Source organism: Shinella sp. 20P9.1.1 (assembly GCF_057798995.1).
This window is the reverse complement of record NZ_JBYOLC010000009.1, coordinates 46,754-68,860: the sequence shown is the minus strand read 5'-3', so window position 1 is coordinate 68,860 and position 22,107 is coordinate 46,754. Positions and strand designations below refer to the sequence as shown.

Here is a 22,107-nt window from a genome sequence, read left to right as displayed (position 1 = left end):
GAAGGATAACCATGTCTCCCACGGAAGCCACGATCTGGCCTGTCATCGCGCATGTCGCGCTGGTCTTCGCCCTTTATTTCCTGTTGTCGTCACGCCGCATGGGCGCGGTGAAATCCGGGCGGGCAAAGCCTGAGCAGTTCCGCGAGAACCGCGACGAGCCGGCGGAAAGCGTGACCGTCAAAAACGCCATCGCCAACCAGTTCGAGCTGCCGGTCCTGTTTTATGCCGTCAGCATCCTGCTCTATCTCGTCGATGCCGATAATCCGGTGACCGTCGCCGGTGGCTGGCTGTTCGTGGCGCTGCGCTATGCCCACGCCTATGTGCATGTCACCAGCAACCGCCTGCGCTATCGCCGGCCGCTGTTCATCGCCGGGTTCGCGGTCGTCGGCCTCCTGTGGATCTGGCTCGGCGTCTGGCTCGCCTTCACCTGAAACGTCATTGGCCTTGAATAAAGCAAAGCACTGATCCGTTTGAGAAAACGGGGCCGGGTTCTGACGGATCCGGCCCCGTTCTTTTAGGGGCAACAGCACCATCGCAATCCGAAGGCCAAGCAAAATATTGCAGCATCCGGCATGCGGTTTCATAACTCATAACGGGATCATTTTCGTGAAATCTCTCGCGACCAAAACGTTCGCCGCCCTTGCCGCGGCGGCCATGCTCATCTCTGTGCCTGCCGCTTATGCCGCCGGCCAGAAGTTCGATATCAAGAACGACTCCGAATATATCATCGACGGTTTCTATACCGGCGAAGGTAACGAATGGAGCGCCAACTGGATGAACTTCAAGCTCAATGGCGGCGAAAGCGCCAACATGGAGTTCAACTATGACGGCCCGTGCGACATCGAATTCTATGTCACCTGGGAAGGCGAGGACGGCTCCAGCATCAAGGGCGACGAGACGACGATCAATATCTGCGAAGCCAACACGATCTATTTCGACGGCAAGCAGGCGACCTACGACTGATCGTATCCGTCGCAGGATAGGATAGAGCGGACCCCGGCATGGCAGCATGCCGGGGTTTTCTATGGCGCGCTGATGTCGAGCCGCATGGCGCAGCGCGTGTCGCGCCGCAGCCCGTGGGCTTCCTCAAGGTCGAGCACGTCCCGCAGACGCGGCGAAAGCGCATCCTCGTCCAGCACGCGAAACCCGAGCCGCTCATAGAACGGGCAGTTCCAGGGAATGGTGCGGAAGGTCGTGAGCGTGACGGCTTGGAGGCCGCGGGTCGTCGCGATGTCGATGGCATGCGCAATTAGCTTGCGGCCGATGCCGAACCCCTGATGCAGATGGTCGACGGAGATTTCGCAGATATGCAGGTCCCGGCCGGATATTTCCGCACTGAGGAAACCGAGCGGATGATCGCCGTCATCGACGGCCACCCAGTTCGTGCCGGCCGCAAGGAGTGCGTGATGCACCTCCGCACTCTGCACCTCGCCGACCGACAGCCAGGAAAAAGCCTCGATCAGCCGGAAGGCCTGCGCGGCCGAGCGTTCGATCTGGCGCAGCGTTTCCACGTCGTCGTCGCGCACGGGGCGGATCGTCACGCCGGAAGGGCCGGTCTTGACGAGGGGAACGCCGTCGAGCGGCAGCTGCGTTACCATCCCGGCAGGATGTTCCCGGTCCGCATGCGCGCTACGCGCGGGAAGACCTTCACATCCGCCTCCGGCAGGTCATCGGCAGCCGTCAGCGGCGTGATGTTGTCGAGGCAGGCGGTGATGTGGCTGGTGATCGCGTTGGACAGCGAAGGCGAAAGGCCGGGCCTGCGCATGATGCCGATCTGGACGGGGGCAAGCGGCGGGAAGCCGTCGGCCTGCGTCAGCACCTTCATGCCGGGGCGCAGCGCCGATTCCGGCAGCACCGAGACGGCCATGCCGGCCATGACGGCGGCGGCCACGACGGTGGAGGACCAGCTGGTGAACAGCACCTGATAGTCGCGCCCGACGGAATCGAGCGCCGCGCAGGCGATCTGCCGCCACTGGCAATCCCGCCGTCCCACGGCAAGCGGCACCGGCGCATTTTCCGGCAGCGGATGGTTGGCGGACATGACCCAGCAGAGCGGCTCCGTGCGCACCACGTCCGACTGGCGCTGGCGCGGATTGTGCGTCACGAGCGCGATATCGAGTTCGCCCTTGGCCATCTTCTCCGCAAGGTCCACCGAAGGCTCGCAGACGATGTAGAGCTCGACATTCGGATGGGTCTTGGCAAACCGCATGATGATCTCGGGCATGTAGCGGTCGGCATAATCGTCCGGCGTGCCGATGCGCAGCATGCCTTCCAGCCGGTTGTCGTCGAAGGCGGCGATGGCCTCGTTGTTGAGGCGAAGCATCCGGCGGGCATAGTTGAGCAGGCGCTCGCCCTCGGCCGTCAGGCGGTTGCCGCGGCCGTCCTTCATGAAGAGCTGCTTGCCGATGCGCTCCTCAAGGCGGCGCATCTGCATGGAAACGGCCGACTGGGTCTTGAACACCCGCTCCGCGGCGCGCGTGAAGCTTCCGGTATCGGCAATCGCCACGAAGGTCTGCAGCTGGTCGATGTCTAGCGGAGCGGACATAACGTCACCCATAAGATTGTTTGATTGATACTATTAGAAACATTCGTTGGACTGATCAATGGGATTCTGCGAAAAAGCAATTGTTGAACGATGGGTCTCAAGTTGATCCATCGCTCGACGGGATCTGCCGTTCCGCTTCGACCTCCGCGGGCGGCTCTTCTTCAAATCCGACCCTTTAACCGCCGCTCGATCCCTGTGAGCAGCGAACGATCACGGGCGTCGTGCGAAACCCCATCGAAGGACGATGGATCGCCGAGCCGGAAAGGAGAAATGCCATGCGCATGATCGACCGTAAGATGGAAATCGATATCCTCGCAACGCGCCGTCCGGCCCCGAACCTCTTTGCCCGCGTCAGCAATGCCGCCGCCAAATTTGTCCGTGCATGGCAGAACCGTCGCGTGATCAATCGCCTGAACGAACTCGACGACCACCAGCTCTATGACATGGGGCTGTGCCGCAACGACGTTCAGGACGTCCGCGCCGCATCCTTCTTCACGGATGCCGGCCTGCACCTGACGATCGCCTCGCGCGAACGCGCCCGTCGTCATCTGCGCAGCGGCCGTCTGGATTGATTTTCGATGGTGCCGGCCTGCCTCCCGGTTTGGCACCACAGCATTGACGCAATTCCGGACGCAAAACCGCCGCACGCTTTTGCTGGAATTGCCTGCCTTCCCCGCAGGGTGAGAGCCAATAACCCTGCCGCTTGCCCGACGTGCGACTCCCAAGGTCCGCGTCGGGCTTTTTCATATGGGGAGCGTGGTCAGCTCTTCTCGCCGCCGCGCATGGTCTCGAAGATCGATTCGATGTTGCGCTGATAATCCTTCTGCATGTCGAGGCCGGTGTCGAACATCGTGTTGACGAGGCTCTTCAGCGAATCCGCCGGGGTGGCTTCCGGCGCGCTTGGCTTTTCGCTCGCCGCCGGCTGGCCGGCCATGCCGCCCATCATGTCCTGAAAGGCCTTGGCGAAAGGATTGTCCGTGAAGGGATTTGCGGGCGCCGCTTCCTTCTTCGTGCCGAAGAATTCCTGCGCAGCCTGCGTGAATGGGTTGTCGGTGAAGGGGTTGGCTGGTTCCTGCTTCTTGGCAAAACCCGTCGCTTCCGCCCATTGCTGCATCATGTCGGCGAAGGGATTGGCTTGCGTCGATGAAGTGCCGGGGAAGAACGGGGCAAGCGACTGCTTGAAGATGCCGCCCATCAGCGCGCTCGCCATGACAGGCAGCATCTGCTTGTAGATTTCCTGGCCGATGCCGGTCATCTGTGCGGCCTGCGCGGCAATCGCCCGCGAGACGTCCTTGTTGCCGAAGAGGTGGCCGAGAATGCCGTTGCCCTCGGCAAGCCCCTGCGGCGTGAAAGTCTTGGAAATGTCCTCGAAATATTGCGCGTGCCCGCCCGTCGTCAGCGCCTTCATGAAGGCGGCCATGTCATAGGGATTGGCGGCGTTGCGCTTGAACCCCTCGGAAAAGGCCGGCATCAGCGCGGCGACGGCCTTTGCGGCCTGTTCCTGCGCAAGGCCGAACTGGCGCGCCATGGTCTCCACGGCATTGCCGTTCTGCGCCTGCATCATCATGTCGTAAAGCGAAAGCATCTTGGCGTCCTTCCCCCGGTACAGGCACAGCATGTGCCTGCACTATAACGGGAATTTCGGCCGCGCAAACCGCTTTTTGGCGTGATGCTCAGTACTGGTAGTCGGTAAAGACCGGCTCGACGGAACCATTCCAGCGGCCGTTATAGAGCGCCAGCATGTCCTCGGCGAGCGTCGCCTTCTTGGCCAGAACCTCGTCGAGCGGGGCGAGGAAGATCGTCTCGTCGACGCCGTCGCCGTTGATGCGGGCGCGGGCCGCAAGGCCCTGCCGCGAGATCGACACCACTTCGCGGGCGACGTCGAGCAACGTCTTGCCGCGGAAATCGGCCTTGAGGCCTTGCGCCGGCACGGCATTACGCAGTGCGGAGACCTCCTCGACCGTCCAGTCGCGCGTCAGGCTTTCGGCGGCATCGAGCGCGCCGTCGTCATAGAGCAGGCCGACCCAGAAGGCAGGCAGCGCACAGATGCGGCGCCACGGGCCGCCGTCGGCGCCGCGCATTTCGAGGAAGCGCTTCAGTCGCACATCCGGGAAGAGCGTCGAAAGGTGGTTCGTCCAGTCGCCGATATTGGGCTCGTAGTCGGCGACCTCGCCCTTCAGCGCGCCGGCCATGAACTGGCGGAAGGTGACATGGGTGCAGTCATGGTACTTGCCGTCGCGCACGATGAAATACATCGGCACGTCGAGCGCCCATTCGACATAGTCCTCGAAGCCGAAATCCGGCTTGAAAGCGAAGGGGATGAGGCCGGCGCGGTTGTTGTCGGTGTCGCGCCAGATATCGCCGCGCCAGGACAAGAGGCCATTCGGCTTGCCGTCGGTGAAGGGCGAGGAGGCGAAGAGCGCGGTCGCCATGGATTGCAGCTTCAGCGACACCTGCATCTTGCGGCGCATGTCGACTTCCGAGGAGAAGTCGAGGTTCACCTGGATCGTGCAGGTGCGATACATCATGTCGAGGCCCTGGCTGCCGACCTTCGGCATATAGCGGGTCATGATGTCGTAGCGGCTTTTCGGCATGCGCGGGGTTTCGGCCAGCGTCCATTTCGGGCTGCCGCCCATGCCGAGGAAACGGATGCCGAGCGGTTCGGCGATCTCGCGCAGCGTGGCGAGGTGCTGGTTGGATTCCTTGCAGGTCTGGTGCAGCGTTTCGAGCGGCGCGCCCGAAAGCTCGAACTGGCCGCCGGGCTCCAGCGAGATCGCGCCCATGCCGGACGGTTCGGCCAGGCCGATAATGTTGCCGGCGTCGACGATCGGCTCCCAGCCGGTCTTTTTCTGCATGCCGTTAAGTAGCGCGGAAATGCTGGCATCTCCGAAATAGGGAACGGGACTGTTGTCGGCCGTAAAGAAGACGAATTTCTCATGCTCGGTGCCGATGCGGAACCTTTCCTTCGGCTTGTTGCCGTCGGCGAGGTATTCCGCCATGTCCGCAACGGTGCGGATCGGCGTCTGGTCGGTGGTATCACGGGCCATGGGCGTCTTCTTCTGAACGGATGGCGCCCGGCGGAACGTCGGGCATGGGAGGGTGCTTGGACCGGAAATAGATGCGGTGCAAGCGAATTCCTTTCAAGGCAGATTCAAAAAATCCCATTCGACTTTTCAGAAAAATCTTGCCTGCCGACAGGCCGCGCGCGCAAAAGCCTGCCACTCTTGCCTAATGCCAATCGCCGATCGCCGCCTGGATGACCGCCATGGCCGCGACAGCCGCCGTATCGGCCCGCAGGATGCGGGGGCCGAGCGGAATGGGCGTCACGAAATCGAGATTGCGGAGCAGCGCGCGTTCCTCGTCGGAAAACCCGCCTTCCGGCCCGACGAGCAGCGCCAGCTTGCGCTCCGTGATCCCCTGCAGCACCGGCAGCGGGTTCTGGCTGCCATGGCCCTCGTCGCAGAAGATGATGCGGCGCTCGCGCGGCCAGTCGGCAAGCAGGTCCTCCAGTTTGCGCGGCGCGGCAACGCTCGGAATGGCGAGAATGCCGCATTGCTCTGCCGCTTCGGTGGCGTTCGCTTCCAGCCGTTCGATGCTGGTGATCTTGCCCTGGACATGCTGGGTCATGACGGGTTGAAGCACGCCGGCCCCCATCTCGACGGCCTTCTGCACGAGATAGTCAAGCCGCCCGACCTTCAAGGGGGCGAAAAGATAGTGCAAATCGGATGGCGCCGGCTGCGGCCGGGTCTGTTCGGTCGGTGTCAGCAGCAGACGCTTGCGGGTCGGCAGCGACAGCGTGGAATGCCACTCGCCGTCCCGCCCGTTGAACAGCAGCACGGCATCGCCTTCGCTCATGCGCAGCACATTGGTCAGGTAGTGGAAATGATCCTTCGAGGCCTCGAAGGCCTGGCCCTCGGCAAGGGCGTCGCCGACGAAGAGGCGCTGCATCCGGTAGTTGGCACGCATGGTCAAGGTCTCAGGTGAAGAGCGCGTTGAGCGCGAGGAAGACGAGGGCCGAGAGCATGGCCGAGACGGGCAGCGTCACGATCCAGGCCGAGATGATCGTCATGAAATGCGAGCGGCGCACGAGATAGCGCCGGCGCGTCTCGTCGAGATTGGCCGGCGGCTCCTCCGGCGCGATGCCGTTGCCGCGGCTGCGGATATAGTCGATGCGGCGGATCGAGTTGCGCGTGTACCATTCGCGGAAGAGCCCGACGCCGAAGACGGCACCGACGGCGATATGCGTCGAGGAGACGGGGATGGCGAGGGCTGAGGCCGTCAGCACGGCGACGGCGGAGGAGAGCGCCACGCAGAAGGCGCGCATCGGATTGAGCTTGGTGATCTCGTTGCCGACGATGCGGATGAGGCGCGGGCCGAAGAGAAGCAGGCCAAGCGAGATGCCGAAGGCGCCGATGATCATCACCCAGAGCGGGATTGTCGCCCCGCCGCCGACGTCACCCGAACGCAGCGCCGAGACGATGCCGTAGAGCGGGCCGACGGCGTTGGACACGTCGTTTGCGCCATGAGCGAAGGAGAGCAGCGCCGCCGAACAGATCAGCGGAAGGCGGAAGAGCACGCGCAGCGACTGGTTGCGGTTGTCGAGGCCATTGGCCGCGCGGCGCACGATAGGCCGGGTGACGATATAGGTGACGACGCCGAAGCCGAGGCCGATGGTGAGCGCCTTGCCGAGCGGCAGGTCGTAGAAGCCGTTCGTGCCGCCATTGGCGAGAAAAGCAGCGAAGGCCCCGGCCATCACGGCGACGAGCAACGGAACCCAGGTCTTGGCCGCTTCGATCTTGTCGTCGCGGTAGATGATGAATTCCTTGATGAAATAGAGAAAGGCCGCCGCGATCACGCCGCCGAGAATCGGCGAGACGGTCCAGCTGACGACGATCAGGGCAATCGAATCCCACTGCACGCTCTGGAAGCCGCTGGCAGCCGCCCCCGCGCCGATGACGCCGCCGATGATCGAATGGGTGGTGGAGATCGGCGCATTGGCGAGCGTGGCAATGTTGATCCAGAGCGCTGCGGAAATGAGGGCCGCCATCATCGCCCAGGCGAAAACCGTGGGGCTCGGGAAGATGGTGCGGTCGACGATGCCGGACGCGACGGTCTCGGCCACGCCCTGGCCGGCGAGCAGCGCCCCGGCGATCTCGAAGATCGCGGCGATGATGAGCGCCACGCCCATGCTCATGGCGCGCGCGCCGACGGCTGCACCCACATTGTTCGTCACGTCGTTGGCGCCGATGTTCATCGCCATATAGGCGGCGAGGGCAGCGGCGACGGCAACGACGAGAACGCCCGGCGTGCCGGTGGCGAAGGTGCTGGCGACTGCCATGGCGATCAGGAGGAAGATCAGGGCAATGCCGACACCCGTCCACGACCGCAGCACGAAATGCGTGGCCTGTTCGGTGAAGGTCAGTTTTTCCAGATCCTTGTCCAGCGTCGGCTTGCGTAGCTGGACCTGAGAATTCGCCATTCATGCTGCTCCGTTATTGCCAGAAGGCAGTATCGCCTCACAGCATCGGCGGCAATATGACGATAGCGCTATCAGGCGCCGGTCGTGCCGTTTTTGGCCGGGGGAGTGAGATCGGAGAGGATCTTCTGCTCGAAATTCACCAGCAGCGTCTTGAGGCCCGGCTCCTGCACGCGGGCGGCGGCCTCCGTGCAATCGACCCATTCGGCGCGGCGTTCGCCCTTTTCCGGGAAATTCTTGGCGATATCGTCCACTTCAAGTGCGAAGACGCGCACGCGGCAATCGAGCTTCAGCCCCTCCGGCATGCCCTTCATGTAGCGGTAGCTGCCGATCGATTCTGCGATGACCTTGCCCTTGACGCCGGCCTCTTCCCAGGCCTCGCGCGCCGCGGCAGCGCTGGCGCTCTTGCCATCCATCGGCCAGCCCTTGGGAATGACCCAGCGGCCGGTGTCGCGGCTGGTGATGAGCAGGACCTCGACCTCCGAACGCTTCTTCTTCAGCCGGTAGCACAGCGCGCCATACTGCTCCTTGCAGGGTCTGCGGAACATGAGCTGGACGTCGTTGGCGAGGCGGTTGAGAATGTTCAAGGTCTTTTTGTTCCTCTTGCGGCACTGATCTGCCGAGTCATGTATCGACCATCATGCTTGCGCGAGATTTACGGCGCAAGTCAGGCTTGTGGGGGAATACCGCGTTTTTGCATGCGCAGCTGTGCAATTCTTTGCCACTCCCCGCTGCGTTCGGCGTCGCGGATTGCGACGGCGATATAATCCATATGCGCCTGTGCGGCCTGTCGCGCGCCATTTCCGTCGCCGGCCATGATCGCCGCGTAGATCGCCTCATGCTGCGCGAGAAGGTGGCCGCGTGCCGTCTCGGAGGCAAAAACGAGGTGGCGGTGGAAGAAGATGCCTTGGGCCAGCAGCCGGTAACACGCGCGCAGCGTGTGCAGGAGGACGATATTGTGCGCGGCCTCGCCGATCGCGTTGTGCAACTCCACGTCGGCGTCGAGCTCGGCATCGAAGGAGCCGCCCTCATGGGCTGCGCGCATCGCTTGCATGATGCGGGTCAGCATCTGCCGGTCGTAATCCGTCGCGCGGCGGGCGGCGAGTTCGGCGGTTATGCCCTCGAGCTCCCGGCGATATTCGATATAGTCCTGCGTCGCGCGCTGGTGGCGGGCGATGAGATCGACGACGGGGCGGGAAAACACCTGGCCGATGATATCGGCGACATAGGTGCCGTCGCCATGCTGGCTGATGAGCAGGCCCCGGCTTTCCAGTTCCTTCAGCGCATCGCGCAGGATGGGGCGGGACACGTCGAGGCGTTTGGAAAGCTCCCGCTCGCCGGGCAGCCGTTCGCCGTCGCGCAGCACGCCCTCGAGTAGCAAAAGCTCGATCTGCCGCACGACCTCATCGGCGGTGCGGCTGGGGCTGATGCGGGAGAAAAGGTCGAACGGCGCGTCTGTCACGCCGCAAGTCTATCAACCCCGGCGGAAACTGGTCAATAATCTTGTCCACTGCCTTGAAAGAGCCTGCGTCAATGCGCCCTATCTCTCGGCGCCTGACATTTGTTAAGACTATGCTGTTGCACGAAGGGGGACGGTGCAGAATGGGTAACGGAAGCTTCGCTTTTCCGCAGGCGACTGCGCGTGCGCAGGCGCTGGGGGAAATCCACGCAAGGCCATATGCGCTGGTGCCGTCGCCACGCGTCATCTTCCAGCTCGCCTTCCTCACCGAGGGTGGTTCGGCGGTCGATCATGCGGTGATGGGAGAATTGTCGCGCTCGCGCGGCATCTCGCCGCCGGGGCGCGATTCCAGCCACCATGCACTGAGCTGGGGCCAGGGCACGCTGCGCTGGGAGCGCCACACGGAATTCTCGACCTATTTCTGGGATGGTCCGGTGCCGGAAAAATTCGCCGGCGAAGTGGCCGTGCATCCGTTCGGCGACAGCTTTTCGCCGCCCGGTACGCTGATCTCGGGCATCCGCCTCGAAATCCGCCCGGATTCGCCGGAAACCCGCGAAGCGATCGCCAGCTTCGACCCGACCAGCCTCTGTTACAGCGAGATCAAGAACGGCCAGGGCGTCGTGCTCACCGACTTCCGCCAGAACGGCGACGGGCTGACGCAGATCCTCGTCATCGATCGCGGCATGACGGAGGCCGGGCGCGGCGCGCTCGTCCAGCGCCTCCTCGATATCGAGACCTATCGCACGCTCGCCATGATGGGCCTGCCGCTCGCCCAGTCGCTGTCGCCGGATATCCGCCGCATCGAGGACGGCCTGACCGGCATCACCAATGCCATGAAGCAGCATGCTCGCGACAAGGCCGACGAACTCTTGACCGAGATCACCCGCCTGGCCGCCGAGCTGGAGGCCAATGCAGCGCTCAGCCTCTACCGCTTCGGCGCCAGCCGCGCCTATTACGGCATCGTGCAGGAGCGTATCCGCACGCTCGCCGAAAGTGCCGTGCCCGGTTACGAAACGCTCGGCTTCTTCCTCGAGCGCCGTCTGGCGCCGGCCATGCGCACCTGCCAGTCGATCGAGGAGCGGCAGGCCAACCTGTCGCGCAAGCTCGCCCGTGCGACGGCGCTGCTGCGCAGCTGGATCGACGTGGAACTGGAACAGCTCAACACGACGCTGCTCAACTCGATGGACCGCCGCGCCAAGTTGCAGCTGCGGCTGCAGCAGACCGTCGAAGGCCTCTCAGTCGCCGCGATCTCCTATTATGTCATTGGCCTGTTCGGCTATGTGGCGAAGGCAGCGCACGGCCTCGGGCTGGAGGTGAAGCCGGAAACGCTGACCGGCATCGCCGTGCCCTTCGTCATCGTCGGCATGTGGCTGCTCGTCCGCGCGATCAAGCACAAGCACGCGGAAGAGGACAAGCATTAAGCCTGTCTGCCGGCCGAAGTCGGATTCGCCCTGCCGCGCATGGCTTCCCCCGTCAGCGTTCCCAATAGGGCAGGGGGCCGTAGAGGTCGGCGAGATAATCGATGAACAGCCGCACCTTGACCGGCAGGAACTGCCGGCTCGGATAGACGGCGGACAGCACCACGTTGCGCGAGCCCTCGTATTCCGGCAGCACCTGCACGAGATCGCCGCTCTTCAGCGCCGGACCGACATCCCAGGTGGAGCGCAGCGCAATGCCCATGCCGGAAAACACCGCCTCGCGCACCACTTCGCTCGAATTGGTGTAGAGCGATCCGTGCGGGCGATAGGTGACGCTGCCTTCCGGGCCTTCGAGGCGCCAGACATCCTGCGTGTGCGGCGGCAGGCAGACATGCTCGGCAAGCGCCTCCAGCGAGGCCGGCGAGCCGTGGCGGGCAATGTAATCGGGCGAGGCGCACAGCACGCGCCGCACCGAGGCGAGACGGCGGGCAACGAGCGAGGAATCCGACAGTTCGCCGATGCGGATGGCGATATCGAAACCGCCGCCGACGATATCGGAGAAATCGTCGGTGAGAACGAGGTTCACGACGAGTTCGGGATAGGCATCCATGAAGCCCTTGAGATTGGGGGCGATATGCATGCGGCCGAAGGAGGTGGGCGCGGAAATGCGCAGCGTGCCGCGCACCGCGCCCGACCGGCCGGACGCGAAGGCCTCCGCCTCCTCGATGCCCGAGAGAATGCCGACGATGCGGTCGTAGAAGCCTTGTCCCGCCTCGGTCAGCGAGATCTGCCGCGTCGTGCGCTGGAAGAGCCGCGTGCCGAGCCGCTCCTCCAGCCGCTTGACGCGTTTGGAGATGACGGCTGGGGACAGACCGAGCGCCCGCCCCGCTGCCGACATACTTCCCATGGAAATGACGCGGGAGAAGATTTCGAGGTCACCAAGATTTGTCACGCGTCATGTCCTTGCAGGAATTTGGGCAAGCTTATGGGTCAGTTGGTCGAGTCGACGATCACTTCCTCGCCGAATTTACCGTTCTTCGGCTCCGGTTTGTAGGTCGAGTTCTGCGCGCGCATGACGCGGATCGGGCGGATGCCCGCGGCGATCGCCGCCTTCATGTCGCTGTCGGCATCGCCATAGTAGATCTTCAGCTTGTGCTCCTTCAGGAATTCCACCTTGTTTTCCGAAGAGGCGGTGAACACCACGTCGTTCATCTTTTCAATGCCGAAGGCCTTCTTGATGGCCCCGGTCAGGGTTTCGCCGCCGGTGCCGCGCGTGCGGCCGGTGATGAAGAAGATTTCGTCGCCGCGCGCCTCGTGCATGTCGATCAGCTTGCGGGCAACCTCTTTCGGCACCGAATACTGGTCGCAATTGTTGGTGTGGATGTCCGTCCAGAACGCGTCCATCTTCAGGTAGTCTTCCGAGGCCGGCGAGTATTTCATCTTGCCGTAATAGAAGCAGGGGCTGGAAAACAGCACCGTATCATCCACGTCGAAGCCCACCGCCATGGCAGGCTGGCCTTCCAGCGTCGCCGCGATCTGGTCGACGGAGACCCAATGCACCGGCGCGGTCGCCAGAAGCTCGGAGGTCGTCACGCCGGGATTGAGATTGGGCAGGTCCTCGGCGAAAGCGGGACCGGCGAGAAGCAGAAGAGCCGAAATGGCGGCGAGCGATCTGCGCATGATATGTCCTCCCTTGCCTGCGGTCGCAAGGCCGTCCGTGATCGTTCCGCCTTCCGATCGCCGGACTGTCGCATTCGCGCTGGGGGGCGGTCAATCGCATGATCTTGCTACCGCCGCGTTTGTCCCCGCAAGTCGGAGCGCTTCGCGGTACGACGACCATGCTTAGGATTTGCACCGCTCAGGCCTGAGTGGTAAAGAAAAAAGACCACTTGAGAACGGAGATGACGGAATGGATCAGATCGGCTTTCTCGAACCGCGGCCGTCGGTGCTGTCGCGCCGCCGCGAAATCGTTGCCGATCTCGTCGATCTCCTGCCGGAAGGCTGCCTTGTGCACGAGCCGCGTGAACTGGTGCCCTTCGAGACGGATGCCTTCGTCTCCTATCGCCGCCTGCCGCTCGCCGTCGCCCTGCCGGAGACGACGCAGCAGGTCGCGGCCGTGCTGAAATATTGCCATCGCTACGGCGTGCCTGTCGTGCCGCGCGGTGCCGGCACCTCGCTGTCGGGGGGCGCGATCCCGCAGGAGGATGCGGTGGTCATCGGCCTTTCCAAGATGGCGCGCATCCTGGATGTGGATTTCGCCAACCGCACCGCGACCGTCCAGGCCGGCGTCACCAATCTCGCGATTTCCGATGCCGTCTCCGCCGACGGCTATTTCTATGCGCCCGATCCGAGCTCGCAGCTCGCCTGCACGATCGGCGGCAATATCGGCATGAATTCCGGCGGCGCGCACTGTCTGAAATACGGTGTGACGACCAACAACCTGCTCGGCGTCAAGCTGGTCATGATCGACGGCACGATCGTCGATCTCGGCGGCAAGGCGCTCGATGCCGGCGGGCTCGATCTTCTCGGCGTCATCTGCGGCGGCGAGGGGCAATTGGGCATCGTCACGGAGGCGACGGTGCGGCTGATCGCCAGGCCGGAGGGCGCGCGCCCGGTGCTGTTCGGCTTCGACAGCTCGGAGGAGGCGGGCGCCTGCGTGGCCGATGTCATCGCGGCCGGCATCATTCCCGTCGCCATCGAGTTCATGGACAAGCCGGCCATCGAGATCTGCGAGGCCTTCGCCCATGCCGGCTACCCGATGGATGTCGAGGCGCTCCTGATCGTCGAGGTCGAGGGGTCGGAAGCCGAGATGGAGGCGATGCTGTCAAGCATCATCGAGATCGCCGGCCGTCATGGTGTCAAGGTCGTCAAGGAAAGCCAGTCCGCGACGGAGGCGGCCCTCATCTGGAAGGGCCGCAAATCCGCCTTCGGCGCCACCGGCCGCATCGCCGACTATATCTGCATGGACGGCACGGTGCCGCTTGGCCAACTGCCCGCCGTGCTGCGCGGCACCGCCGAGATCGTCGCGAGATACGGCCTGCGCGTCGCCAATGTCTTCCACGCTGGCGACGGCAACATGCATCCGCTGATCCTGTTCAATGCCAACGATCCCGAGGATGCCGCCAAGGCCGAGGCCGCGGGCAACGAGATCCTGAAACTCTGCGTCGATGTGGGCGGCTGCCTGACCGGCGAACACGGGGTCGGCATCGAGAAACGCGACCTGATGCGTCATCAATACAGCTATGCCGATCTCGCCCAGCAGATGGCCGTGCGCGCGGCCTTCGATCCGCAATGGCTGCTCAACCCGTCGAAAGTCTTCCCGCTCGAAGGGCGCCCCGCCTGATGACACCGATCCACGAACCGCTTTCCGAGGACGCCGCAAGCCGTCTTGTCCAGGTCGCCAGCCTCTCGAAATCCCCCTTCGTCATCAGGGGCGGCGGCACGCGCAGCCTGCACAGCACGCCCGAGGGGGCCGATGTGCTGTCGGCGCGTGGCCTCAACGGCATAGTCGCCTACAATCCCGCCGAGATGACCATGACGGCCCGCGCCGGCACGCCGCTGGAAGTGGTGGAAGCAGCGCTTGCCGAAAAGCGCCAGATGCTGTCCTTCGAGCCGAACGACCTGCGCGGCGTGCTCGGCTCCTCCGGCATCCCGACGATCGGCGGCGTCTTCGCCACCAATGCCTCCGGCCCGCGCCGCCTGACGGCAGGGGCGGCGCGCGACAGCCTGCTTGGCGTGCGCTTCGTTAACGGCACGGGCGAGATCGTCAAGGCCGGCGGACGGGTGATGAAGAACGTCACGGGCCTCGATCTCGTCAAGCTGCTTGCCGGCTCGCACGGTTCGCTGGCGCTGCTGACGGAGGTCACCTTCCGCCTGCTGCCGGTGCCGGAAACATCCGCCACCATCGTCGTCTCCGATCTCAACGATGCCGAAGCCGCCGCTGCCATGGCAACGGCCATGTCGCTCCCGGTGGAAGTCTCGGGGGCGGCGCATCTGCCCGAAAGCGTGCGGGGCCGTTTCATCGGCGGCGCACTGCCGCCGGGCGCCGCCACGGTGCTGCGTCTCGAAGGCCTCTCGGCCTCTGTTACGGTGCGCGGCGAAAAGCTCGTGTCCGCCATGGCCCGTTTCGGTGCCGTGTCCCGTCTGGAAGCTGAGGGCACGAAACGCCTCTGGCGTGAAATCCGCGATGCCGCACCCTATGCCGACGGCACGCCGCGCCCGCTCTGGCGTGTCTCGGTCGCGCCTATCGCCGGCCAGCAGCTCGTCGCGGCGCTTCGTCTGGAAACCGGCGTCGATGCCTTCTACGACTGGCAGGGCGGCCTCGTCTGGCTGCGCATGGAATCCGATCCCGAGGCCGCACTGCTGCGCCGCTACGTCAAGGCCGTCGGCGGCGGGCACGCGACGCTTCTCAGGGCGCGTCCCGAGGTGCTGGCGGCGACGCAGGTGTTCCAGCCGGAGACCGAGGGGGTTGCCGCCCTGCAATCCCGTGTGAAGGCGAGCTTCGATCCGTTGGGCCTGTACGTTTCCCCTCTGCTTGGTCATCAGAAGGGATAGTAGCCATGGGACGCCTTGCCGGAGATTCGATTGCCAGTCAGCGCCACAAGTCCTGGAAGGAACAGGTGGCAGAGGCGCGTGAGGAAAAGGCCACAAGCGGCGACCGGCCGCCCGAACCGCTCAGCGCGCCCGGTGCTGCCCGGCGGCGCATGGCGCTGCTCTGGTGGCTTGGCGCCTATAGCGGCGAAGCGACATTGGTGGGTGCGCGGGGCGCGGTGCCGCTCACGCCCGACATGCGGTTTCTGCTCGCCAGGAGATATCTCACGCTTTCCCGGCGAAGCAGCGGCGTGCTCGCAAGCCCGTTGCGCCGGGAAAACGAGCTTCAGATCACTGTTGCTGGAAAGCTGGCTCTGACCGCCGCCCGTGTCACCGAAGCTGAAAAGGCTTACATCATCGCAGCCCGCAGAAACCGAATGCTGCGCTAGAGTTTTGTTTTTTTTGCCGCATGATCCGACGCCCGAGCGATGCCGCTTTGGCCGGAAATGCCTGGTGCGGCATCTGAGGAGTTGAGACGTGCAGACGAATTTCACCGCCGAGCAGCTTGCCGATCCGCATGTCGCGACATCCGAAAAGATCCTGCGCAAATGCGTGCATTGCGGCTTTTGCACCGCCACCTGTCCGACCTATGTGACGCTCGGCAACGAGCTCGACAGCCCGCGCGGCCGTATCTATCTCATCAAGGACATGCTGGAAAACGGCCGGGCGGCGGATGCCGAGGTCGTGACCCATATCGATCGCTGCCTGTCCTGTCTTTCCTGCACGACGACCTGTCCGTCGGGTGTCGATTACATGCATCTCGTCGATCACGCGCGCATGCATATCGAAGAGACCTACAAGCGCCCGTTCTGGGATCGGCTCACCCGCGCCGTGCTGGCCGTGACACTGCCCTATCCGAACCGTTTCCGCCTGGCGCTGAAGGCGGCGAAGCTTGGCCGCCCCTTCGCAGGCCTCCTGAAGCGTTTCAAGCAGCTGGAACCCTTCGGCGTGATGCTGGACCTTGCGCCGCGCGTGCTGCCGAAAGCATCCGACAGCGCAAAGCCCGGCACACATCCGGCCACGGCACCGCGCCGCGGGCGGGTCGCGATCCTCTCCGGCTGCGCCCAGCCGGTGCTGAAGCCCGAGATCAACGCGGCGACGATCCGGCTTTTGACGCGCCTCGGCGTCGAGGTCGTGGCGCCGGCGGGCGAGGTCTGCTGCGGCTCGCTAGTGCACCATATGGGCCGCGAAGCGCAGGCGCTGGAGGCGGCGCGGCGCAATGTCGATGTCTGGCTCGGCGAGATCGAAAAGGGCGGGCTCGATGCGATCATCATCACGGCCTCCGGCTGCGGCACGACGATCAAGGACTACGGCTTCATGCTGCGCCTCGATCCTGATTATGCCGACAAGGCGGCGCGCGTCTCGGCGCTTGCCAAGGATGTGACGGAATATCTTGCGACCCTCGATCTGCAGCAGCAGGAGGCCAAGGGCCTGACGGTTGCCTATCACTCGGCCTGTTCCATGCAGCATGGCCAGAAGATCACCATGGCGCCGAAGGCGTTGCTCAAGGCGGCGGGCTTTGTCGTGCGCGATCCGGCCGCGGGCCACCTCTGCTGCGGCTCGGCCGGCACCTACAACATCCTGCAGCCGGAGATCTCCGGCAAGCTGAAGGCGCGCAAGGTCAAGAATATCGAGGCGACCAAGCCGGACCTGATCGCGACCGGCAATATCGGCTGCATCACGCAGATCGCGACGGGCACGCAAATCCCCATCCTGCACACCGTCGAGCTGCTCGACTGGGCCTATGGCGGGGAAAAGCCGGCTGTGCTTTCCTGATCCTGTCACGTGCGGAACTGCCAGCCGTCTAACGCTTTGCTAGAGGATCGGCCTTCCAATCCATCCGGAGATCCCGATGCGCCGCCTTCTGCTTTCGCTCGCCGCCCTTGCCGCCTTGTCCTCGCCCGCCTTTGCGACCGGCGGCTTCAGCTGCGCGATCAAGGATGCCAATCTCGCCTTCGATGCGGAGGGCGGTTTCAGCTACGGTCTCGGCGGTGGTTTCCTGAATTTCCGCGGCGAGATCGTCCTGCCGAAGGACATGGCACCGAAGGGGCTGGAGCGCGTGACGCTGACGCCGGCGCATCTCGGCCATGAATGGCTCTATGACGGCGAGCTACGCCTGCTGCTGCATGCGGAAACCGAAGGCGACCTGCCGTTCGGCTCGATCGACCTCATCGTCAAGACCACGATGGGCGAGGACGAGATCAGCTATGACGGCGATTACCGGATGATCGTGCACAACGCGGAAGGCGAGGGGATCGAGCGCACCGGCAAAGTCTCCTGCTCGGCCGGCTGAAACGACGATGCCGGCGCGAGGCCGGCATCCGAAGCGTTTGGGCGACGGCGGATCAGCCGCCGAAGCCGAACAGGTTGCCGAAGAAATCGACGCCCTTGTCGTTGTAGCTAACCGCGCCCTGGCGGTTGCCGGGGCCGACCACGATGACCTTGGTGCCGATGTCGGCGCGGGCATAGAGATGTTCGACATCCTTGTTCATCATGCGTATGCAGCCTGAAGACATGTTGAGGCCGATCGTCCAGGGCTGGTTCGTGCCATGGATGCGGAAGATCGTGTCGCGGCCGCCCTTGTAGAGATACATGGCGCGTGCGCCGAGCGGATTGTCCTCGCCGCCTTCCTGCACCACGGGCAGGATGCGGCCCTTCTTGGCCTCGCGACGGCGCATCTCGGCCGGCGGCGTCCAGCTCGGCCATTCCGCCTTGCGGCCGACCTTCACCACGCCCGACCAGCCGAAGCCTTCGCGGCCGACGCCGATGCCGTAGCGCGTCGCCTTGTTGTTGCCTTCCACATAGTAGAGGAACTTGTTGTTGGTATCGACGATCACGGTACCGGCCGGCTGGTCGGTGACGAACCGCACCTTGGTACGCTTGAACTTCTGCGCGACCTGCTTCTTGCTCTGCGGCTGGGCGACGAGCGTGACATCGGAGGTCGTCTGGCTGCCTTGAACCGTGGCACCGGGGAAGGCGTTCGCCGACGTCACCGGAAGGGTCGCCGTGGCGGCGATGGTCGCTGCCAGCAAGATCGAAGCGTATTTCCGCATGTGTAGTCCTCTCAATCCCTGAATTGCGCGAGGCTAACCGAGTCTTGACCGATTTCAAGTCGGCTTGCTGCCTGCAAGACGCATATGGCGGCTGTTTTCTTCGTTCTGTTGCCCAAGAGAGGGCCAAAACGCAAACATCTCCGGCTGCGCAGCAGCCGGAGATGTTTCGATGACCGTATCGCCGGTCGTTAGATGACGATGACCTTGGTTCCGACATTCACGCGGTCGTAGAGATCGACGACGTCTTCGTTGCGCATGCGAATGCAGCCCGACGAGACCGCATAGCCGATCGTCCAGGGGGCGTTCGTGCCATGGATGCGGTAGAGCGTCGAGCCGAGATACATGGCGCGCGAGCCGAGCGGATTTTCCGGGCCGCCCTCCATGGAGGCCGGCAGGTAGTGGCCCTTGGCAGCCTCGCGGCTGATCATTTCCTGCGGCGGCGTCCAGGTCGGCCATTCGGCCTTGCGGGTGATCGTGTGAGCGCCCGCCCATTCGAAGCCCGGCTTGCCGACGCCCACGCCGTAACGCCGCGCCTGACCGTTCCCGAGCACCAGATAGAGGAAGCGGTTGTTGGTGTCGATGACGATCGTGCCGGCCTTGTGCTCCGTCTCGTAGGAGACGGTCTGCGGCAGGTACATCGGGTCGAATTTCGACTTGATGACATTGCGCGCCTGGCCGGTCGCCGAGACCTGCTCGACGCGGGCGACGTTCTCGCGGCGGATCACGCGGCGCTGCTGCACCTGCTGGCGCTGGATGATGCGGCGCGTGGCGACGGCCGGTTGCACGCCTTCGCCGGTCAGTTGCATCACCCAGGGAGCGGTGAGGTCGGGGCTGATGATGATGGGCGGTTGGCTGATATACCGGTCGTTGGCATGGGTCGCCGTCGTGGTGGCCAGAAGGGTGGTGGCCAAAAGGGTTTTGGCTAGAAGGGTGCGTATCAACATCGGACGTACTCGCTACTGATCGTCGCCGGTCTGCGCCGTGAGAGATGCGGCGCCGGTTCGCAGGAATGCTTGCACTCTCGAATGAAGCGAATGGTAAACGGCCGTTCATGAAGCGTGCACGATGCCGATAAAGCTTTGAGTAGGGTTATTGCCTGCTTTCCAAATGTGGTTGACGAGTGGTAAATCGGAACAAAAGGAAAACGGAGGCGGCGATGACGACACGGGGACTGCTGGACGGCGACGACGGGCGCACGCGCTGCGCATGGCATGGCAATCTGGAGGACTATCGCCGTTATCACGACGAGGAATGGGGCCAGCCCGTCACCAGCGATATCAGGCTTTTTGAGAAAATCTGCCTCGAAGGTTTTCAGTCCGGCCTGTCCTGGCTGACGATCCTGCGCAAGCGCGAAGCCTTCCGTGCGGCCTTCGCCGGCTTCGATTTCGACAAGGTCGCGGCGTTCGGTGATGCCGACATCGCCCGCTGCCTTGCCGATACCGGCATCGTGCGCCATCGCGGCAAGATCGTCTCGACGATCAACAATGCGAAGCGGGCGCAGGCGCTGCGCGACGAGTTCGGCACGCTCGCGCGCTACTTCTGGAGCTTCGAGCCGACGCCGCAGGAGCGGCCGGAACGGGTGGAGTGGGACATCATCGTCGCCAATCCCACGACGCCCACCTCGGTGCGCCTGTCGAAGGACCTGAAGAAGCGCGGCTGGACCTTCGTCGGCCCCACCACCGTCTATGCCTTCATGCAGGCGATGGGGCTGGTCAACGATCACGTCGAGGGTTGTTTCTGCCGTCCACAAGTCGAAACGAAGAGAAACGGGCTGGCGCGTCCCTAATTCTAGGGATGCCGTCACAAATATATCTTTGATTCTACAGCGAATCATGTAGCTTGATCTCAAGCGGCATTATCATACATCGGAAAGTCTGGGGACGACCTGCGCGTGCGTAGTCGTGATGGGCCGCTTTGTGCTGAATGATTTGGCATGGGGGACACATGGCGCCAAAAGCATCCGCATCAGACGATTCTCGTCTTGAACACTGGGCCTGCGACAAGGCTCAGGAAATCATGCTCCGGGAAGGCTTCCGCCTCATCCGGACCGCCCGCAGCGGCAACAACACCGAACTTCGCGAAACGAGTCTCCTGATGGCCCGCGTCATTGCGGCCTCGCTTGTCGAGGCTTCGGCGGCCCAGAGGGCGCTTCCGGCCGGCGAATAGGGTGCCGCGCAACGTCTGAGCGATCAAACGGAAAGGCCCGCCGGTTTCCCGGCGGGCCTTCGTGTTTAGACTTGGCTTTCGTCAAGCGTTACTTGGCGTTCTTTGCCAGCCATTCCTTCATCATGGCAATCTCGCCCTCCTGGGCGGTGATGACATCCTGCGCCAGCTTGCGGATGTCGGCATCCTTGCCATGCTCCAGCTCCACCTTCGCCATGTCGATGGCGCCCTGATGATGGGCGATCATGCCGCGTACGAAATCGACGTCGGCATTGCCGGTGAAGTCGATCGCCATGGCCGCATGCATTTTCGCATTGGCATCGATGAAGGCCTGCGTGGAAGGGCTGCCGTCCGCAGGCGCGCCCATCGTCATGCCCTGATGGGCGGAGTGGTCCGCCTCCTGGGCGAATGCGGGCAGAGTGAAGGCGAGCGAAAGGGCTGCGCCAAGAAACAAGGTCTTTGCGTTCATTATATTTTCCAATTCTGAACAGATTGCGGGAATTTTTCTCGGTCTGTTCAGGACCGGGGAGGCGGATCGAGCGGGCGCTGTTCCAGGCCGGCAAGGGCCGGCGCTATGGCAGGTGTGCGTTCCGAAACGACGAGCAGGCGCCCAGCGGGTTCGATCCGGTCGGCCTCTATCGCGAAACAGGCGGAACAGGCGACGGGGTGGGCCATTGGCTTCGTCTTGCCATGATCGCCGCCGCCGTCCTTGCCGGTCATGTCATGCATGGCATGCACGCCGGCAGGTTGGCCAACACTGAGCGTCGCCGCCATCGCCGGCAGCCAGCCGGAGAAAAGCGCGCCCAGAATGGCGAATAGCAAAAGGAGCTGCCTCATGAAACGAGAGATAGGTGGCCGCCGTGCAAAAGGGAAGGGGTCAGTTCAGCGCTTTCGGCCTTGAGCCCATCCGCATACAGAGCCGCGCTACCGCGAAGGTGCCATGGATCATGCCGCTCGTGCCGTCGACCGTATCTGACTGGCCGAAACAGAAGACGGGGCGATAGAGGCCAGGCCCCGGACGCAGCGTCGTGGAAAAGGTGAAGACGATGGGCGATGTTGCCGCGTCCTCGAGCGCTTGCAGAACCTTGGAAAGGTCCGCGGAATCGTAGAGGCGAATGAGGTCCATGATACCGCAGGGGCTGCTGCATATTCCGTGCAGGCTCGCCGCTTTCGGCCCTAGCCGCACGATGCCGGTTGCGAGTTCCGCACTCCATTCCTCGCATACGAAAGCGCTCTCCAGCTCGCTTGGATTGATGCCGATGATCTCGGCTACAGAGGCGAGGTGGGTGGAATGGGTCTTCGCTTTTAGTGCCATGCGGTTTGGTCCAGAGAGGGACAACCGATGCTCCGGGCATTCGGTCGGCGAGGCGCGGGAATAGGCTATCATGGCCGTCACCTCTGGA

At 63.7% G+C, this 22,107-nt stretch carries 26 protein-coding genes; 11 read left to right on the top strand and 15 right to left on the bottom strand.

Annotation, left to right across the window (positions count from 1 at the left end):
- Positions 1-11: 11 nt before the first annotated feature.
- Both AC27VQ_RS16555 and AC27VQ_RS16550 read left to right on the top strand, forming a co-directional pair.
- A complete protein-coding gene (locus AC27VQ_RS16555; protein ID WP_488717115.1) occupies positions 12-431 on the top strand; it encodes an MAPEG family protein in 420 nt (139 codons plus the stop codon).
- 175 nt (positions 432-606) lie between these two features.
- Entirely contained in the window at positions 607-963 is a 357-nt protein-coding gene (locus tag AC27VQ_RS16550; protein WP_488717114.1) for a hypothetical protein, read from the top strand.
- Positions 964-1,022: 59 nt separating this feature from the next.
- Here the strand turns inward: AC27VQ_RS16550 and AC27VQ_RS16545 are convergent, their stop codons facing one another.
- Positions 1,023-1,598 carry a GNAT family N-acetyltransferase gene (locus AC27VQ_RS16545; RefSeq protein WP_313527740.1) on the bottom strand — a complete coding sequence of 192 codons (576 nt, stop codon included), beginning with the start codon at positions 1,596-1,598 and terminating at the stop codon, positions 1,023-1,025.
- Entirely contained in the window at positions 1,592-2,545 is a 954-nt protein-coding gene (locus AC27VQ_RS16540; protein WP_313527742.1) for a LysR substrate-binding domain-containing protein, read from the bottom strand. Before AC27VQ_RS16540 ends, AC27VQ_RS16545 begins: the two co-directional genes overlap by 7 nt.
- A 275-nt stretch (positions 2,546-2,820) precedes the next feature.
- Here AC27VQ_RS16540 and AC27VQ_RS16535 point away from each other — a divergent pair, with 275 nt between their 5' ends.
- Positions 2,821-3,117 carry a DUF1127 domain-containing protein gene (locus AC27VQ_RS16535; RefSeq protein WP_313527744.1) on the top strand — a complete coding sequence of 99 codons (297 nt, stop codon included), beginning with the start codon at positions 2,821-2,823 and terminating at the stop codon, positions 3,115-3,117.
- Between the two features lie 188 nt (positions 3,118-3,305).
- Here the strand turns inward: AC27VQ_RS16535 and AC27VQ_RS16530 are convergent, their stop codons facing one another.
- The 6 genes from AC27VQ_RS16530 to AC27VQ_RS16505 all read right to left on the bottom strand — a co-directional run bounded on the left by AC27VQ_RS16530 (position 3,306) and on the right by AC27VQ_RS16505 (position 9,483).
- Positions 3,306-4,130, bottom strand: coding sequence for a DUF937 domain-containing protein (locus AC27VQ_RS16530; protein WP_488717113.1), 825 nt, complete (start codon positions 4,128-4,130; stop codon positions 3,306-3,308).
- 88 nt (positions 4,131-4,218) lie between these two features.
- A complete protein-coding gene (locus AC27VQ_RS16525) occupies positions 4,219-5,592 on the bottom strand; it encodes a glutamate--cysteine ligase (protein ID WP_488717112.1) in 1,374 nt (457 codons plus the stop codon).
- 181 nt (positions 5,593-5,773) lie between these two features.
- Positions 5,774-6,511 carry a 16S rRNA (uracil(1498)-N(3))-methyltransferase gene (locus tag AC27VQ_RS16520; protein ID WP_488717111.1) on the bottom strand — a complete coding sequence of 246 codons (738 nt, stop codon included), beginning with the start codon at positions 6,509-6,511 and terminating at the stop codon, positions 5,774-5,776.
- Between the two features lie 10 nt (positions 6,512-6,521).
- Entirely contained in the window at positions 6,522-8,024 is a 1,503-nt protein-coding gene (locus AC27VQ_RS16515; RefSeq protein ID WP_488717110.1) for an inorganic phosphate transporter, read from the bottom strand.
- 71 nt (positions 8,025-8,095) lie between these two features.
- Positions 8,096-8,608, bottom strand: coding sequence for an NUDIX hydrolase (locus AC27VQ_RS16510; protein ID WP_313527751.1), 513 nt, complete (start codon positions 8,606-8,608; stop codon positions 8,096-8,098).
- Between the two features lie 80 nt (positions 8,609-8,688).
- Positions 8,689-9,483 (bottom strand): FadR/GntR family transcriptional regulator, encoded by a 795-nt coding sequence (locus AC27VQ_RS16505; protein ID WP_488717109.1) that lies wholly within the window; start codon positions 9,481-9,483, stop codon positions 8,689-8,691.
- A gap of 140 nt (positions 9,484-9,623) precedes the next feature.
- Between AC27VQ_RS16505 and AC27VQ_RS16500 the strand changes: the two genes are divergently transcribed.
- The gene (locus tag AC27VQ_RS16500) at positions 9,624-10,901 is read left to right on the top strand and encodes a DUF3422 family protein (protein ID WP_488717108.1); all 1,278 of its coding nucleotides are present in this window, start codon (positions 9,624-9,626) and stop codon (positions 10,899-10,901) included.
- Positions 10,902-10,953: 52 nt separating this feature from the next.
- Here the strand turns inward: AC27VQ_RS16500 and AC27VQ_RS16495 are convergent, their stop codons facing one another.
- Positions 10,954-11,850, bottom strand: a complete 897-nt coding sequence (locus AC27VQ_RS16495; protein WP_488717107.1) for a LysR family transcriptional regulator — start codon at positions 11,848-11,850, stop codon at positions 10,954-10,956.
- A gap of 38 nt (positions 11,851-11,888) precedes the next feature.
- Positions 11,889-12,578 (bottom strand): acid phosphatase AphA, encoded by a 690-nt coding sequence (aphA, locus tag AC27VQ_RS16490; protein ID WP_488717106.1) that lies wholly within the window; start codon positions 12,576-12,578, stop codon positions 11,889-11,891.
- Positions 12,579-12,807: 229 nt separating this feature from the next.
- Between aphA and AC27VQ_RS16485 the strand changes: the two genes are divergently transcribed.
- The 5 genes from AC27VQ_RS16485 (at position 12,808) to AC27VQ_RS16465 (ending at position 17,781) form a co-directional block, all read left to right on the top strand.
- The gene (locus AC27VQ_RS16485) at positions 12,808-14,241 is read left to right on the top strand and encodes an FAD-linked oxidase C-terminal domain-containing protein (protein WP_488717105.1); all 1,434 of its coding nucleotides are present in this window, start codon (positions 12,808-12,810) and stop codon (positions 14,239-14,241) included.
- Entirely contained in the window at positions 14,241-15,452 is a 1,212-nt protein-coding gene (locus AC27VQ_RS16480) for an FAD-binding protein (RefSeq protein ID WP_488717104.1), read from the top strand. The genes AC27VQ_RS16485 and AC27VQ_RS16480 overlap by 1 nt, the downstream gene beginning before the upstream one ends.
- Positions 15,453-15,457: 5 nt before the next feature.
- On the top strand, positions 15,458-15,877 hold the full coding sequence (locus AC27VQ_RS16475) for a hypothetical protein (RefSeq protein WP_488717103.1): 420 nt from the start codon (positions 15,458-15,460) through the stop codon (positions 15,875-15,877).
- 88 nt (positions 15,878-15,965) lie between these two features.
- A complete protein-coding gene (gene glcF / locus AC27VQ_RS16470; protein WP_488717102.1) occupies positions 15,966-17,264 on the top strand; it encodes a glycolate oxidase subunit GlcF in 1,299 nt (432 codons plus the stop codon).
- A gap of 76 nt (positions 17,265-17,340) precedes the next feature.
- Entirely contained in the window at positions 17,341-17,781 is a 441-nt protein-coding gene (locus AC27VQ_RS16465) for a hypothetical protein (protein WP_488717101.1), read from the top strand.
- A 52-nt stretch (positions 17,782-17,833) separates the two neighbouring features.
- Here AC27VQ_RS16465 and AC27VQ_RS16460 read toward each other — a convergent pair whose 3' ends face one another.
- Positions 17,834-18,541, bottom strand: coding sequence for a L,D-transpeptidase (locus AC27VQ_RS16460; protein WP_421591863.1), 708 nt, complete (start codon positions 18,539-18,541; stop codon positions 17,834-17,836).
- 188 nt (positions 18,542-18,729) lie between these two features.
- A complete protein-coding gene (locus AC27VQ_RS16455) occupies positions 18,730-19,485 on the bottom strand; it encodes a L,D-transpeptidase (protein WP_488717100.1) in 756 nt (251 codons plus the stop codon).
- Between the two features lie 212 nt (positions 19,486-19,697).
- Here AC27VQ_RS16455 and AC27VQ_RS16450 point away from each other — a divergent pair, with 212 nt between their 5' ends.
- Positions 19,698-20,327, top strand: a complete 630-nt coding sequence (locus AC27VQ_RS16450) for a DNA-3-methyladenine glycosylase I (RefSeq protein WP_488717099.1) — start codon at positions 19,698-19,700, stop codon at positions 20,325-20,327.
- Positions 20,328-20,485: 158 nt separating this feature from the next.
- Entirely contained in the window at positions 20,486-20,707 is a 222-nt protein-coding gene (locus AC27VQ_RS16445; protein WP_313527777.1) for a hypothetical protein, read from the top strand.
- Positions 20,708-20,795: 88 nt separating this feature from the next.
- Here the strand turns inward: AC27VQ_RS16445 and copM are convergent, their stop codons facing one another.
- Genes copM through AC27VQ_RS16430 form a run of 3 tightly spaced genes read right to left on the bottom strand, consistent with a single transcriptional unit; the run spans position 20,796 to position 22,019 of the window.
- Positions 20,796-21,173 (bottom strand): CopM family metallochaperone, encoded by a 378-nt coding sequence (copM, locus tag AC27VQ_RS16440; RefSeq protein ID WP_313527779.1) that lies wholly within the window; start codon positions 21,171-21,173, stop codon positions 20,796-20,798.
- A gap of 47 nt (positions 21,174-21,220) precedes the next feature.
- Positions 21,221-21,526, bottom strand: a complete 306-nt coding sequence (locus tag AC27VQ_RS16435) for a hypothetical protein (protein WP_421591858.1) — start codon at positions 21,524-21,526, stop codon at positions 21,221-21,223.
- A gap of 55 nt (positions 21,527-21,581) precedes the next feature.
- Positions 21,582-22,019, bottom strand: coding sequence for a hypothetical protein (locus tag AC27VQ_RS16430; protein ID WP_421591857.1), 438 nt, complete (start codon positions 22,017-22,019; stop codon positions 21,582-21,584).
- Positions 22,020-22,107 lie beyond the last annotated feature (88 nt).